The sequence below is a fragment of the Pseudomonas sp. S3_C06 genome, from assembly GCF_054667675.1.
This window is the reverse complement of record NZ_CP162747.1, coordinates 5,161,118-5,175,730: the sequence shown is the minus strand read 5'-3', so window position 1 is coordinate 5,175,730 and position 14,613 is coordinate 5,161,118. Positions and strand designations below refer to the sequence as shown.

Genomic DNA, 14,613 nt, shown 5'->3' with positions numbered 1-14,613 from the left:
GGCTTACTCCTTGTCCGCCAGATTGACCACACGGTTGGAGCGATCCACCGGACGCACCTGCTGCCCTTCAAGCAACACATGCACACCGGCGGCCACCACCCAGTCGCTGGCGTTCAAGCCTTCGAGCACCGGTACGCTTTTCTCGCCGAACGGACCGATGCGCACCGGGGTTTTCTTCAAGGTGTTGTTGCCGTTGACGACCCACACGTAGGTCGCGCCGTTTTCCGCGGTGAGTGCCGAAAGCGGCACCGACAGGGAAACGCTGTCAGCCGATTGCACGAACACCCGGGCACTCTGGCCCAGTTCGGCCGGGACTTTGCCGCCGGTGAAGGAAATACGTGCAGCAAAGGTGCGTGAGCGTGGATCGGCGGCGGGCGACAGTTCGCGGATCTGCCCGGCAAATCGCTGGTTTTGCTGCGTCCACAATTCAACCGTCACTGGCTGACCGACCTTGAAGCGCCCGAAGCTCTGCTCCGGCAGGCTGATCAACACTTCGCGCTCGCCATCAGTGGCCAAGGTGAATACGGTTTGCCCGGCGGCAACCACCTGCCCCACCTCGACCGAACGCTTGGCCACCACGCCATCCTGCGGCGCACGCAGCACGGCGTAACTGGCCTGATTGGTCGATACGTTGAATTCGGCTTTGATTTGTTTGAGGCGGGCTTCACCGGAGCGGTAAAGATTTTCGGCATTGTCGTAAGCCGAGCGGCTGACCATCTGCCGATCCATCAGGGTCTTGTAGCGATCGCGCTCGGCACGCACCAGATTGAGATTGGCTTCGGCGGCGGCGACCTGGGCGCGGGTGGCTTCCAGTTGCAGGCGCACGTCCTGCGGATCGAGCTCGGCGAGTGGCTGATCAGCCTTCACCCGCTGGCCCTCATCGACCAGTCGTCGGCTGACTTTGCCGCCAATGCGGAAGGCCAGATCGGGTTCGTAGCGAGCGCGAACCTCGCCCGGATAACTTTCCATCGCCTGCGCCGAAGGCTCTGGCTGCACCACCATGGCCGGTCGCACGGTGACTTGCGTCGCCTCTTCCTGACCACACGCTGACAAAAGGAACGCCAGACTCACTGGCAACGCGAGGGACAACGCATGGCGGAACATGGTGACGGACCTTTCGCTAATGGTGCTTGGAATAATTATACTGGCGGGTATGGTATTAATAGCAAACTCACCAGTCCAGTATTAAAAGCGAAGAATGTCGAACAATCTTTCAACTCCAAACGGTCCGGGCCGCCCCAAGGATCTGGCCAAGCGCCAGGCCATCCTCGACGCGGCGAAAATTCTGTTTCTGAGTCATGGCTACGCCAACACCAGCATGGACGCGGTCGCCAGCGAGGCCGGCGTGTCGAAGCTGACGGTCTACAGCCATTTCAACGACAAGGAGACGCTGTTCTCCGCCGCCGTGGTGGCCAAATGCGAAGAGCAATTACCGCCACTGTTCTTCGAATTGCCTGAAGGCATCGCCGTGGAAAATGTGTTGCTGAACATTGCGCGAGGCTTTCATCACCTGATCAACAGCGATGAATCGGTGAACTTGCACCGCTTGATCATGGCGCTGGGCAGTCAGGACCCGAAGCTGTCACTGATCTTCTTCGAGGCCGGCCCGCAGCGCATGGTGCAGGGCATGGAGCGGCTTTTGACGCGCATCCACGAGACGGGCGTGCTGAGCATCGATCTGCCGCGCAATGCCGCCGAGCATTTCTTTTGCCTGATCAAGGGTGCGGGAAATTTCCGGCTGTTGTATGGCTGTGGGGAGCCGTTGAGCGAAGAGGCTGCAGAGAGCCATATCGAGGAAGTGGTGGCTTTGTTTATGCGCGCCTATCGCCCCTGATTCTGTGGTGTCTGGGGGGACGCCTTCGCGAGCAGGCTCGCTCCCACAGTTGAAATGCATTCCAAGGTGGGAGCGAGCCTGCTCGCGAATAGCAGCGACTCGGTCTTAGGGTTTTAGCGCTTTCTTCGGATAGATGTCATAGCGGCTCGATTTGCCATCCAGCGCATGACTCGGCTTCGGCCCCTCAATGCACGGCGCCTTGCGCGGTCGCTTGACCACTACCCGGTGCGTCGCCAAGGTCAGCGCCGCCTGCAACAACGCCGGCGCATCCGGATCATCGCCCACCAGCGGCCGGAACAGACGCATTTCCTTCTTCACCAGCGCGGTCTTCTCGCGATGCGGAAACATCGGGTCGAGATAAATCACCTGCGGCGGCTCACCTTCCCAGTTCTGCATGACTTCGATGGAATTGCCCTTGAGCAATTTCATTCGCGCCACGATCGGGGCCACGTCGAAATCTTCCGCCGCGCGCGCCAGACCGTCCTCCAGCAGCGCACCAATCAATGGCTGGCGCTCGATCAGGCTCATTTCGCATCCGAGGCTGGCCAGCACAAACGCATCCTTGCCCAACCCCGCCGTGGCATCCAGCACACGCGGGCGCACGCCTTGAGCAATGCCGACAGCCTTGGCGATCATCTGCCCGCTGCCGCCCCCGTATAAACGCCGATGCGCCGCGCCGCCCTCAACGAAGTCGACGCGCACCGGCCCCGGTGCGTCCGGGCCGAGCTGTTGCAGCTGCAAACCCAGCTCGCCGACCTGCAAGGCAAATTCGCCGTCCGCCACTTCAAGCGGCAGGCCCAGACGCTCGGCCCACTGCTCGGCTTGCGCTTCAAACGTCGGGCCGAGGGCCTGAACATGGATGCGGCAGGCCGCGGGTTGCTCAATCATGGAAAACACGCTCAAAAATTCAAGGACCGGCAAAAACCGCCGATAACTCATTCAACGCGCATTTTGCCAGAGCTGAGCGTCAACCGAAAAAAATGTCAGGCATTCTTCCCACATCGATTGGCTACATCTCGCCCCATGGCGACTTTAGCCGTCACAACACTCAAGCACTGAGCGGCGTCAGTCACCTGTGGCAGGATTTCTTTGCCCAGGCGATGGCCGAACAGACGAGTGAAGTGGTGCCTGCCTGCGGTACGTTTCCGCCAGTTGACCTGAGCAGCCCGGAAGAGCCGACTATCGGCAGCGAGTTGCACGCGCACATCGTCAGTCAGCGTGAGTGCGATGTGGTCGAAACTGAAGTGCGTCCGCCGGAGCCATTGTTCCTGCCGATCGCCGAATTCGAAATGGACCTGCTGGACAAGCCATGCCCTCCTTTCCCACCTGAAGAACTCAAGGCTCAGCAAGAGCAACAGGATTTCGACAGCAGCTGGGTGCGTCCGGTGGTGATCAACAATGGCCAGCCGACACCAGAGCCAGGCCCGGCACCGCAGAAGAAACCGCTGTACCTGCCGATTGCCGAGTTCGATCTGGATCTGCTGCAAAAGCCTTACCCGCCGTTCCCGCCGGAAGAAATCGTCGAGCAACAGAAAGCGCTGGACTTCGATAACGGCTGGGCACGTCCGATCGTTCTGCAGAACCTGCGCCTCGCCGCTTAACGCTCAGCGACACACGCTCCAGCGCCCGACATCGACATGAAAGTGATTGCGATGGGCGGCGTTGTAATCCGGACTCAACACCACGCTGAACGCCTCGCAGGCACCGTCGCGCACCTGACGGAGAAACTGCGCGTCCTGATTTTGCTTCGGCCAATCCTTGAGCACGCTGATACTGCGACCGTCGGCCAGACGAAAACCGGCGATGTCCAATGCATCGGCGCTGGCGTGACGGCTGAGCGCCCCGCTTTCGCGGTTGTAGACATTGCGACAGGCGAAGCTGCCGAGGTGATCGACTCGCGCGACTTTCTGACCGTAAACCGACTGTGCGGCGGGTTGCAGCGAATGGTGCTCGAACATCGCGTAGGCGACCGCCAATGGGCAACTGGCGAGGAAACTGCTGCTCAGCGCCACCTCACCGCCCTGCACGCGTAATGCGCCGATCAGTGGGCACTTGGCGTCGGGGCTGTCGGATTGAGGTGTGACGCGCAGATCGGAACTGCTTAACGCCTGGGCGCAGAGCTCAGGATCACTGCGCAAGCGCATCAGCTTGTAACCGGTCAGCCAGTTGGGCGCGGCTTGCACATCCAGCGGCGCCCATGGATTCCATTCTGGCGGCACATCCAGCCAACCGCGCCAGACACTGATCAACGCGCCGCCGATGATCAACAGGACGCTTAGCGCAATCCATCGCCCCATGCTCAACCCTTGAAGAACTGATTGGCCTTGGCGTACGGCATCGACTGCGAGGTAAAGCCGAACGTGCCCGATTGCTGGATCTCTTCAGCGGCGCGAAAAAATTCGCCGAACGCCGCCAACGCCAGCGCCGAACCAGTACTGATGCGGCGCACGCCCATTTCCTCCAGCTCCTGCACGGTCAGTTTCAAACCGCCGGACATCAGCACATTGACCGGTTTCGGCGCCACCGCGCGCACCACCGCCAGCACTTCTTCGGCGTTGCGCAACCCTGGCGCGTACAGCACGTCGGCGCCTGCTTCGGCGAAGGCCTGCAAGCGGCGGATGGTGTCGTTGATGTCGGGATTGCCGTGCAGATAGTTTTCCGCACGCGCGGTGAGGATGAAGGGAAATGGTAGCGTGCGCACCGCAGCAACAGCGGCTTCGATGCGCGCCACGGCGTGTTCGAAACAATAGATCGGCGCCTCCGCGCGGCCCGTGGCGTCTTCGATCGAACCACCGACCGCACCCGACTCTGCTGCGCGAATCAGGCTTTTTGCAGCCTCGGCCGGGTCATCGGCAAAACCGTTTTCCAGATCCACCGCCACCGGCAAATCGGTGGCCGCGACAATCGCGCGGACATTGGCCAGGGTCTCGTCGAGACTCAACGCACCATCGGCCTTGCCCTGGGAAAACGCATAACCGGCGCTGGTCGTTGCCAAGGCCTGATAGCCGAGACTGGCGAGCATTTTCGCCGACCCCGCATCCCACGGATTGGGAATGACGAAAATCCCCGGACGTTCATGCAGGGCTTTGAAGGCGTGTGCTTTAAGGGCTTGGGCATCCATCGGCAGGCTCCAGGGCAGGAAAAAAATCCGCCTCAGAGCAGGCCAAGTTGCTCCGCAGCGGGTTCTCTGTATAGCTCAGGCAGGGCCGGCAGGCCAGGCAAACGTTGCATCAGTTGTGCGTGAAAACGTTGCGCCAGTTTTGCCGCCAACAGGTTGTCGGCGGTGTGCAGGAAGATATACGGCGTGCGCCCCTCTTCGATCCACTCGGCGATTTTAGCCACCCACGGCAGCAGAAACGGGTCGTTGGCCTCAAGCTCTGGATGGCCAATGAAGCGCACCTGCGGAAATTGCGTAAATGCCGCCGGGCGTGTCGGCACTCGCGGCTTTTTCGATTGCGCGTGAATCACCGAAGACTCGGTCGACAGGCAGCTGAACAGCGCACGCGGATCAAGGCAAATGCGCTCGACACCACGATCCAGCAGCAGGCGATTCAGCAGGCGTTCGCTCTCGCCCTTGGCGAAGAACTGTTCATGCCGCACTTCCACCGCCAACGGGCAATCCAGCGCATCAATGAACGCTGCCAGTTCCGGCACGCGATGCGGCGTAAAGCTTTTCGACAGTTGCAACCACAGCGGCGAGACACGCTGGCCGAGGGGTTTGAGTAATTGCAGGAAGGTATCGGCGGCGGTCAGTTGCTCGCGCAGATCACCGCTGTGGCTGATGTCGCCGGGAAATTTGGCGGTGAAGCGAAAGTGTTCGGGCATCACCTCGGCCCAACGCTGCACGGTGGCCGGCGACGGGCTGGCGTAGAAGGTCGTGTTGCCTTCAACGGCGTTGAACACTTGCGAATAGAGACCGAGGAAATCGGCGGTTTTGGCGTCTACCGGGTACAGATACTCGCGCCAGGCATTTTCGCTCCAGGACGGGCAACCGAGGTAGTAAGGCAGATCCATCAGATGTACAGATCGAGGCCCAGCACGTCTGCATCCCAATCGACAAAACCGGCGGTGCTCAGGTAGCTGGCCAGGGCCATGGCTACGCTCTTTTTCATCGCACGGTGGTAAATCATGTCTTGTTGACGGGCGGGCAGATTGCTCAGGCGTTGCGCGGCGCCTTTGGCAGCAGCGCGGGCAGCCATTTGCTCTTCAGTCGGAAATTCCAGCTCGCCGTCGATATCGTCGACGGACTCATCCAGCGCCGCATTGCCTTTACGAGGCTTGCGCTTGATGGGGTAGGACTGAGAGGAAAGGCCGTCTATACGCATAATTTCATGCTCGGTATCGATGATGGCAATTTAGCGGCACCTGACCGACTTAGCAAATCGCCGAGTGATAACTAGAACACATAAAGCGCAAAAGGTTTAAAACGAGGGGTTAGAAACTGACGATTGGCGGATTCGCGGGCGACTTAATTCCCTGTGGGAGCGAGCTTGCTCGCGAAGAGTTCAGCACATTCAACATTGATATAGGCTGACCCGACGCCTTCGCGAGCAAGCTCGCTCCCACAGGTAAAGTGGTGAATCAGCGGGCTTTCGGGGTGGCTACTTTGTCGCGCAGGTAAACCGGTTGCGCGTCGTCCGCCGGAATCGATTCGCCACGCTCCCAAGCGAAGCGCGCCAGAGTCAGCAGATCCTCGGCGTGGGGCAACATGCCTGCATCCGAGCCGCTCAGATTGATCGCGATCCGCTCGGCATAACCCCAACCGGTGCCGGCACCGAACCACTCGCCACTGGCATCGGCCGGCAGCGCCGCGACTTCCGGCGGCAGCACCGCTTCGGCGCCCACCAGACGCATCTCCCCTGCCGTCTCGCGGTAGCAGCCCCAATACACTTCATCCATCCGCGCATCGATGGCCGCCGCGACCTGGCTCACGCCATGTTCACGCAACGCTCGCTGCGCCAGCACTGCGAGGTTGGACACCGGCAACACCGGACGATCCAGCGCAAACGCCAAACCTTGCACCACACCAATGGCAATACGCACCCCGGTGAATGCACCCGGCCCGCGACCGAAGGCAATCGCATCGACCGCCTGCAACGTGGTGCCTGCGTCAGCCAGCAGTTGCTGGATCATCGGCAGCAGCTTCTGCGCGTGCAGGCGCGGGATCACCTCGTAATGGCTCGTGACCTTGCCGTCATGCAGCAAAGCAACGGAGCAAGCTTCAGTCGCGGTGTCCAGGGCCAGCAAGGTGCTCATCGATGTTTCCAAAACAGGGGTGGGAAAAAGTGCGTCAGTATAAACAACTACGGCCCGCAAGCGGGCCGTGGATGATGCTGCGGTTCAGACTTTTCAGCTCAGCGCGGCCAGCACCTTGGCGGTGATCGCATCGACCGAACCAACGCCCGGGATGTGGCTGTACTTCGGCTTGCCAGCGTTTTTCGCGGACAGGTTCTGATAGAACTCCACCAGCGGCTTGGTCTGCGAATGGTAGACCGACAGGCGATGACGCACGGTTTCTTCAGTGTCGTCCTTGCGCTGTACCAGTTCTTCGCCGGTGATGTCGTCTTTGCCAGCGATTTTCGGCGGGTTGTAGACGATGTGGTAAACGCGGCCGCTGGCTTCGTGAACACGACGACCGGCGATGCGTTGAACGATTTCTTCGTCTTCAACAGCGATTTCAACCACGGCATCCAGCTCAACACCGGCAGTCACCAGGGCTTCAGCCTGCGGAATGGTGCGCGGGAAGCCGTCGAACAGGAAGCCGTTGGCGCAGTCTGGCTGAGCGATACGGTCCTGAACCAGTGCGATGATCAGGTCATCCGACACCAGACCGCCGGCATCCATGATGCTCTTGGCTTGAACGCCCAGTGGAGTACCGGCCTTGACCGCTGCACGCAGCATGTCGCCGGTGGAAATTTGTGGAATGCCGAATTTTTCGGTGATGAACTTAGCCTGAGTACCTTTACCGGCCCCGGGAGCTCCCAGCAGAATGACGCGCATTAGATGTGCTCCTCAATTTTTTTATAAAAAGCTTTTACAAAACAAAGGATTCGCCGCTTGGGACGAATCCTGAAAATACGGGTCGTGGCCGCACAAACGGCCAAAGGCTGATCAAGATACACAGCAGGCTGCGCCCACACAAGACGCCAAAAGTCGGAGAAACCGAAGCCCCCCGCGACCTTGCGACGCGGTAACCCAAGTCGCAACCCCATCATTAACTGTCGCCTGGCGGCACTTTGCGCCGAGAGGCAAAGCGGCATCCGGCGTTTGTTGCCGATGCCGCACGCCACGACAAAAACGTTAGCCGGTATTTCGCAAACCGGCGGCAATCCCCGCCACAGACACCAGCAATGCCTGTTCCACCGGGCTGCCCTGCTCGACCTCCTGTTGCCGCGAGCGGGCCAGCAATTCGGCCTGCAAAAGATGCAGCGGGTCGAGGTAGGTGTTGCGCAAACGGATGAATTCGAGGGTGTCAGGGCTATGTGCCAGCAGCTGCGACTGGCCAGTCAGGCCGAGCACCACCGCACACGCCTGCGACAATAGGTCGCGTAATTGCGCGCCCAACGGCAGCAAGTCCGGCTCGACCAGACGCTGATCGTAGGACAATGCGATATCCGCATCAGCCTTGGCCAAGACCATTTCGAGCATGTCGATACGAGTGCGGAAGAACGGCCATTGTTCACGCATCTGCCCGAGCAATTCGCCTTCGCCGCGCTCCAGTGCTTTGCTCAGCGCCGACTCCCAACCCAGCCACGCTGGCAGCATCAACCGCGTTTGCGTCCAGCCAAAAATCCACGGGATCGCTCGCAGACTTTCTATGCCGCCCGCGCGACGCTTGGCCGGGCGACTACCGAGCGGTAAACGCCCCAGTTCCTGCTCCGGCGTGGACTGGCGGAAGTACTCGACGAATTGCGGATTTTCCCGCACGACCTGGCGATAAGCACTGACACCGTCAGCCGCCAACTCATCCATCAGATGGCGCCACTCAGGCGTTGGCGGCGGTGGCGGCAGCAAAGTCGCTTCAAGCACCGCCGCCAGATACAGATTGAGGTTTTGTTCGGCGATATCTGGCAGGCCGAATTTGAATCGAATCATTTCGCCCTGCTCGGTGGTGCGGAAACGCCCCGCCACCGATCCCGGCGGCTGCGACAGAATCGCCGCGTGCGCCGGGCCACCGCCACGACCAACAGTGCCGCCGCGACCATGGAACAACAACAATTCGACTTGCTGCTCGCGGCAGATTTCCACCAAACGTTCCTGCGCGCGATATTGCGCCCAAGCCGCTGCGGTGGTGCCGGCGTCCTTGGCCGAGTCGGAATAGCCGATCATCACTTCCTGCGGACCTTGCAGCCGTGCACGGTAGCCCGGCAGCAGCAACAAGCGCTCCATCACCGGCCCGGCGTTGTCGAGGTCGGCGAGGGTTTCGAACAGCGGCACCACGCGCATCGGCCGCAACACGCCGGACTCTTTGAGCAGCAGTTGCACGGCAAGCACATCGGAAGCAGCGCCGGCCATGGAGATCACGTAGGAGCCGAGCGACGCACCCGGCGCGGCGGCGATTTCCTTGCAGGTGTTGAGTACTTCAGCGGTATCAGCAGAAGGCTTGAAGTGCGCCGGCAGCAATGGCCGACGGTTGCTCAGTTCGCGGGTGAGGAAAGCGATGCGCTGCTCTTCGTCCCAGTCTTCGTAGCGGCCGAGGCCGAGGTAATCAGTGATTTCGGTCATCGCCGAGCTGTGGCGCGACGAGTCCTGACGCACATCCAGACGCACGAGGAACAAGCCGAATGTCACCGCCCGACGCAGACAATCAAGCAGCGGGCCATCGGCGATCACACCCATGCCACACTCGTGCAGCGAGTTGAAGCACAGCTCCAGCGGATCGAGCAGATCACGGTTGTTGCTCAGCACATCAGACGGCGCTGGCGTCGGTGCGGTCAGCGCGGCGTGTGCCCAGTTGCGCGTCGCGCGCAGGCGTTCGCGCAGTTGTTTGAGCACCGCACGATACGGTTCGGCGCTGTCGCCAGCCTTGGCTTTGAGGGCATCGCTGGCCTGCTGCATCGACAGTTCAGCCGCAAGATGATCGACATCGCGCAGGTACAAATCGGCGGCCATCCAGCGCGCCAGCAGTAGCACTTCGCGAGTCACCGCGGCGGTGACGTTGGGGTTGCCATCACGGTCGCCGCCCATCCACGAAGCGAAGCGAATCGGCGCCGCTTCCAGTGGCAGACGCAGGCCGGTCGCTTCATGCAAGGCCTTGTCGGCCTTGCGCATATGGTTGGGGATCGCCTGCCACAGCGAATGCTCGATCACCGCGAAGCCCCACTTGGCTTCGTCGACCGGCGTCGGGCGCGTGCGGCGGATTTCTTCGGTGTGCCAGGCTTCGGCAATCAGCCGTTGCAGGGTGTTTTGAATCTGTTCGCGTTCGGCGCTGGTCAGGTCGCGATGATCCTGCGCAGCGAGTTGCCCGGCGATCGCGTCGTACTTCTGGATCAGCGTGCGCCGCGCCACTTCGGTCGGGTGCGCGGTCAGCACCAATTCAATTTCCAGTCGCGACAATTGCCTCGCCAGGGATTCGGCGCTGTGGCCTTCATTGCGCAAACGCGCGAGCAATTCCGGCAGCACACGGGATTCGAACGGCGCCGGCTGCGATTCTTCGCGGCGATGGATCAACTGATATTGCTCGGCGATGTTCGCCAGATTGAGAAACTGGTTGAACGCCCTCGCCACCGGGAGCAATTCGTCTTCGCTCAATTGATTGAGGCTGGCGCTCAGTTCAGCATCCATCGAGCCCCGGCGATCGGCCTTGGCGCCCTTGCGAATCTGCTCGATCTTGTCGAGGAAGGCCTCGCCGTACTGGTCTCGAATGGTGTTGCCCAACAGCTCTCCGAGCAGGTGAACGTCTTCGCGCAAGCGTGCATCAATATCGGTCATCAGCAATTCCCCAGCAGTAATCCGGACGGCTTAGAAACGAGTGCATGACCTAGAGAGTGCCGCTCTACGCCGCTTCTTACAAGCAGCCGACGAAGGGACGTTAAACCTTGCGGGCGAAAGCTAGTCTCAACAGTAAGCCGTACAACGGCTTGCCGCCGACGCTGCCGGACACACACCCAGGCCTGCCATGAGCAGGCGCGAAATGAGGTCATCATGAAAATTCGTGAACTCGCCCAGCATTGGGAAGAAAACGCCAAAGGTCGCCTGACCGACACTGGCTACACGATTCACCTGGACGTTGAAGCGGCTGCGCGACTGGCAGCGATTGCCGAGATGTACCCCAAACGGCATGCCGAAGAGCTGCTCGGCGAACTGATTGGCGCAGCCCTTGAAGAGTTTGAAGCGAGCCTGCCGTATGTGAAGGGTTCGACGGTGGTGGCGACCGATGAGGAAGGTGATCCGTTGTATGAGGATGTTGGGCCGACGCCGCGGTTTCTGGCGTTGTCGCGCCGGCATTTGCATGACCTCTCGGCGGCTGCCGGCAAGCAAAAACACTGACACAACCTAGATCAAACTGTAGGAGTGAGCCTGCTCGCGATAGCAGTTTTTCATTCAACATTTTTGTTGTCTGATACAACGCCATCGCGAGCTGGCTCACTCCTACAGGGATGGTATTTCAAGCTGAAAATCGATGTGCTTTCGGCGTCTTGAAACCCCGCGCGTACCACTCTCTGCCGCCAAAGTTCCCGCTTTAGAGCCTTGTCCATTCGGTCAAAATATTTTTTGGCGATAGGCCATCTTTTCTGAACTTTTGAAAAATCCCGCCGGTCGGAACCTGTAACCACGCCTGGAACGAGCGTTTCAAAAACGCGCTTTCACACGTCGCTTGCGGCTCCTCGACCAGGATGGATTCAGATGTTTTCAGGAGATGCCTAATGGAGTTGAAGACCATGAAAAACCAAACCTCGTTTACCCACCTGCGCGGTCTGAAACTGGCGGCTCTGGCCATCGGCACCAGCTTCGTGCTGGCCGGTTGCGCCGGTAACCCACCGACCGAGCAATACGCCGTGACCCAATCGGCCGTGAACAGCGCTGTCAGCGCCGGCGGTACCGAGTTCGCTGCGGTTGAGATGAAGCAGGCGCAGGACAAACTGAAACAAGCCGAAATCGCCATGCACGACAAGAAGTATGACGAAGCGCGCACCCTGTCCGAGCAAGCCGAGTGGGACGCTCGCGTCGCCGAACGCAAGGCTCAGGCGGCAAAAGCCGAACAGGCTGTGAAGGATTCCCAGAAAGGTGTTCAGGAACTGCGTCAGGAAAGTCAGCGCACCGTGCAGTAAGCGCGCATCCCGATAGCAACGCTGAAACTTTTATCGATAGAAAGGACGACAAATTATGCGTAAGCAACTGATGATCCCCGCTCTTCTGGCCGCAAGCGTCGCTCTGGCTGCCTGCTCTACCCCGCCGAACCCGAACCTGGAACAGGCGCGCACCAACTACGCCGGCCTGCAAGCCAACCCACAGGCGAGCAAAGTCGCAGCACTGGAAACCAAAGACGCCAGCGACTACCTGGACAAGGCCGACAAGGCTTATCTGGACAAGCAAGACGCGGCCAAGGTTGACCAACTGGCCTACCTGACCAACCAGCGCGTGGAAGTGGCCAAGCAGACCATCGCCCTGCGCACCGCTGAAAACAATCTGAAGAATGCTGCAGCCCAACGTGCCCAGGCGCGTCTGGATGCGCGTGATCAGCAGATCAAACAGCTGCAGGACAGCCTGAACGCCAAGCAGACCGATCGCGGTACGCTGGTGACTTTCGGTGACGTGCTGTTCGCCACTGACCGTGCCGACCTGAAATCCAGCGGTCTGGTGAACATCAACAAACTGGCGCAATTCCTTCAGGAAAACCCGGATCGCAAAGTGATCGTCGAGGGCTACACCGACAGCACCGGTACTGCCAGCCACAATCAGTCGCTGTCCGAGCGTCGCGCCAACTCCGTGCGCACCGCGCTGGTGAAAATGGGCGTTGATCCAGCGCGTATCGTCACCCAAGGCTATGGCAAGGAATACCCGGTTGCCGAGAACGGCAGTGTTTCCGGCCGTGCGATGAACCGTCGTGTGGAAGTGACCATTTCCAACGACAACCAGCCAGTGATGCCACGTTCGGCAGTCAGCTCGAACTAAGCTTCAGGCTGTAACGCAAAAGCCCCGTCTGAGTGATCAGGCGGGGCTTTTTTGTGGCGCTGAAATCGCGGCCCCTCACCCCAGCCCTCTCCCGAGGGAGAGGGAGCCGATTTGTAGTGCTTTCAGAATTTGTGTTCGACACGATGGATCAGGCTGGGCTTTTTTGTGCGGGCTGAAATAGCAGCCCCTCACCCCAGCCCTCTCCCGAGGGAGAGGGAGCCGATTCGTAGTGCTTTCAGAATTTGTGTTCGACACGATGGATCAGGTCGGCGTATAGCGAAAGAACACCTCGGTCAGTCCCCTCTCCCTCTGGGAGAGGGTTAGGGTGAGGGCTGAACCTGCAGAATCACTCTTGCAGCTTCTGCGGGGTCTCTTCGCCCATGCAGCGCACGGCTTTTTTCTGAGCGTTAATCAGCACACCGGTCAAACCTTTCTGCTCGGTATCGAACAACACCAGCACGCCATCAATGCACTGCGCCACTTGCGGCGCCGGGGTGAGCGAGACTTTGTAGTCTTCGCCCGGCACGGTCTTGAGCATGGTGAATTCATTGAGCAACAACGCATCCTCGGGTTTGGCAAAGTGCAGGTAGCCGTAGTACCACAGCACCCCGACGGTGCCGAGGATGCTGCAAATACCGGTGATGATCAGCGGGATGGCGTTACGTTCTTCAGTCATTGCGGACTCTCGTTTTCAGAATTCGGGGGGTCGGGTAATTGGGGATTTCGCCGAGACGGCGCAGGCCGTTGAAGTGCTCGGGATCGTCGAGGTAGCGCAGCATGACCTGACGCCACACCGGATCGCCGAAGGTCTGCACATGACCGCCGCGAGTCAGTTGCAGCACGCGCGGTGGCGGCGCAGCCTGATACAGGCGGATGCCGTTGGAAAGTGGTACCAGCGGATCGTCGATGCTGTGGAAAATCAGTTTCGGCACGCCGTTGAGCTGCGGCATCGAGTTGATCGCGCTGTCGCCGTCCGGCACCAGCCACGACAGCGGCACCTGAAATGGCCAGGTCAGCCACGAGGTACTGAGGGCGTATTGGCCGACGCTGCGATAGCTGGCGGGCACGCCGTCGAGCACCAAAGCCTTGAGCTGTTTCTGTCGCTCGGGATGCTGCACCAGCCAATGCACGGCCATCGAACCACCGAGGCTCTGACCGAGAAGAATCAGCGGCTTGCCTTTGACCTCGGGCGCTTTGTCCAACCAGGCGAACGCGGCATCGATGTCCTGATAGATCGCCGGCAAACTCGGCTCGCCCTCGGACAAGCCATAGCCGCGATAGTCCACCAACAGCACTTGATAGCCATTTTTCGGCAGCCACCAACTGCCACCGAGGTGCATCGGCAGATTACCGCCGTTGCCGTGCAGGTGCAGGACGGTGCCCTTGACCTCGACACCGGGTTTGGCCGGCAGCCACCAGGCGTTGAGCTTCAACCCGTCAGCCGTGACCAGCGTGACGGTGCGGTATTCGAGTTTGGCTTTTTCCGGGGTGAAAATCTGGCCCGGCTCGGGGTAGAACAACAAAGAGCTGCAACCGCCGAGGGTCAATAGCAGGCAGATGATGCCGAGGATTCTCATCCGGTGAAACCTCGCAAAAAATTCGGGTTGGAACACAATAATTGTGGCAATAAAGAACCCTGTGGGAGCGAGCCTGCTCGCGAAAGC

At 60.1% G+C, this 14,613-nt stretch carries 15 protein-coding genes and 1 pseudogene; 5 read left to right on the top strand and 11 right to left on the bottom strand.

Features of this window, described 5'->3' with window-relative positions:
* Positions 1-3: 3 nt before the first annotated feature.
* Positions 4-1,104, bottom strand: a complete 1,101-nt coding sequence (locus tag AB4N44_RS22905; protein WP_123594900.1) for an efflux RND transporter periplasmic adaptor subunit — start codon at positions 1,102-1,104, stop codon at positions 4-6.
* A 94-nt stretch (positions 1,105-1,198) separates the two neighbouring features.
* On the opposite strand from AB4N44_RS22905, the gene AB4N44_RS22900 reads away from it, so the two are divergent.
* On the top strand, positions 1,199-1,834 hold the full coding sequence (locus tag AB4N44_RS22900) for a TetR/AcrR family transcriptional regulator (RefSeq protein WP_460107367.1): 636 nt from the start codon (positions 1,199-1,201) through the stop codon (positions 1,832-1,834).
* Positions 1,835-1,939: 105 nt separating this feature from the next.
* Here the strand turns inward: AB4N44_RS22900 and AB4N44_RS22895 are convergent, their stop codons facing one another.
* Positions 1,940-2,722 carry a class I SAM-dependent methyltransferase gene (locus AB4N44_RS22895; protein WP_460107369.1) on the bottom strand — a complete coding sequence of 261 codons (783 nt, stop codon included), beginning with the start codon at positions 2,720-2,722 and terminating at the stop codon, positions 1,940-1,942.
* A 92-nt stretch (positions 2,723-2,814) separates the two neighbouring features.
* Here AB4N44_RS22895 and AB4N44_RS22890 point away from each other — a divergent pair, with 92 nt between their 5' ends.
* Positions 2,815-3,435: an energy transducer TonB gene (locus AB4N44_RS22890; protein WP_460107370.1), complete on the top strand. Its 621-nt coding sequence runs from the start codon at positions 2,815-2,817 to the stop codon at positions 3,433-3,435.
* A 3-nt stretch (positions 3,436-3,438) separates the two neighbouring features.
* Here AB4N44_RS22890 and AB4N44_RS22885 read toward each other — a convergent pair whose 3' ends face one another.
* The 7 genes from AB4N44_RS22885 to ppc all read right to left on the bottom strand — a co-directional run bounded on the left by AB4N44_RS22885 (position 3,439) and on the right by ppc (position 10,765).
* Positions 3,439-4,131 (bottom strand): extensin-like domain-containing protein, encoded by a 693-nt coding sequence (locus AB4N44_RS22885; protein WP_316917731.1) that lies wholly within the window; start codon positions 4,129-4,131, stop codon positions 3,439-3,441.
* A 2-nt stretch (positions 4,132-4,133) separates the two neighbouring features.
* Positions 4,134-4,955 (bottom strand): isocitrate lyase/PEP mutase family protein, encoded by an 822-nt coding sequence (locus tag AB4N44_RS22880; protein WP_460107373.1) that lies wholly within the window; start codon positions 4,953-4,955, stop codon positions 4,134-4,136.
* A 32-nt stretch (positions 4,956-4,987) separates the two neighbouring features.
* Positions 4,988-5,848 carry a DUF72 domain-containing protein gene (locus tag AB4N44_RS22875; RefSeq protein ID WP_460107375.1) on the bottom strand — a complete coding sequence of 287 codons (861 nt, stop codon included), beginning with the start codon at positions 5,846-5,848 and terminating at the stop codon, positions 4,988-4,990.
* The gene (locus tag AB4N44_RS22870; RefSeq protein WP_460107378.1) at positions 5,848-6,159 is read right to left on the bottom strand and encodes a hypothetical protein; all 312 of its coding nucleotides are present in this window, start codon (positions 6,157-6,159) and stop codon (positions 5,848-5,850) included. Before AB4N44_RS22870 ends, AB4N44_RS22875 begins: the two co-directional genes overlap by 1 nt.
* A gap of 256 nt (positions 6,160-6,415) precedes the next feature.
* Entirely contained in the window at positions 6,416-7,090 is a 675-nt protein-coding gene (tsaB, locus tag AB4N44_RS22865; protein ID WP_460107380.1) for a tRNA (adenosine(37)-N6)-threonylcarbamoyltransferase complex dimerization subunit type 1 TsaB, read from the bottom strand.
* A 93-nt stretch (positions 7,091-7,183) separates the two neighbouring features.
* Positions 7,184-7,834, bottom strand: a complete 651-nt coding sequence (gene adk, locus AB4N44_RS22860; RefSeq protein ID WP_034154864.1) for an adenylate kinase — start codon at positions 7,832-7,834, stop codon at positions 7,184-7,186.
* Between the two features lie 300 nt (positions 7,835-8,134).
* Entirely contained in the window at positions 8,135-10,765 is a 2,631-nt protein-coding gene (ppc, locus tag AB4N44_RS22855; RefSeq protein WP_150749465.1) for a phosphoenolpyruvate carboxylase, read from the bottom strand.
* Positions 10,766-10,978: 213 nt separating this feature from the next.
* On the opposite strand from ppc, the gene AB4N44_RS22850 reads away from it, so the two are divergent.
* The 3 genes from AB4N44_RS22850 to AB4N44_RS22840 all read left to right on the top strand — a co-directional run bounded on the left by AB4N44_RS22850 (position 10,979) and on the right by AB4N44_RS22840 (position 12,949).
* Positions 10,979-11,323, top strand: coding sequence for a hypothetical protein (locus AB4N44_RS22850; protein WP_008078374.1), 345 nt, complete (start codon positions 10,979-10,981; stop codon positions 11,321-11,323).
* Positions 11,324-11,700: 377 nt separating this feature from the next.
* Positions 11,701-12,105, top strand: a complete 405-nt coding sequence (locus AB4N44_RS22845) for a DUF4398 domain-containing protein (protein WP_034154861.1) — start codon at positions 11,701-11,703, stop codon at positions 12,103-12,105.
* A 55-nt stretch (positions 12,106-12,160) separates the two neighbouring features.
* Positions 12,161-12,949: an OmpA family protein gene (locus AB4N44_RS22840; RefSeq protein WP_038357819.1), complete on the top strand. Its 789-nt coding sequence runs from the start codon at positions 12,161-12,163 to the stop codon at positions 12,947-12,949.
* 346 nt (positions 12,950-13,295) lie between these two features.
* Here AB4N44_RS22840 and AB4N44_RS22835 read toward each other — a convergent pair whose 3' ends face one another.
* A complete protein-coding gene (locus AB4N44_RS22835) occupies positions 13,296-13,625 on the bottom strand; it encodes a hypothetical protein (RefSeq protein ID WP_460107385.1) in 330 nt (109 codons plus the stop codon).
* Positions 13,622-14,526 (bottom strand): annotated as a pseudogene (locus tag AB4N44_RS22830) (alpha/beta hydrolase). The gene AB4N44_RS22835 and the pseudogene AB4N44_RS22830 overlap by 4 nt, the downstream one beginning before the upstream one ends.
* Between the last annotated feature and the right edge of the window lie 87 nt (positions 14,527-14,613).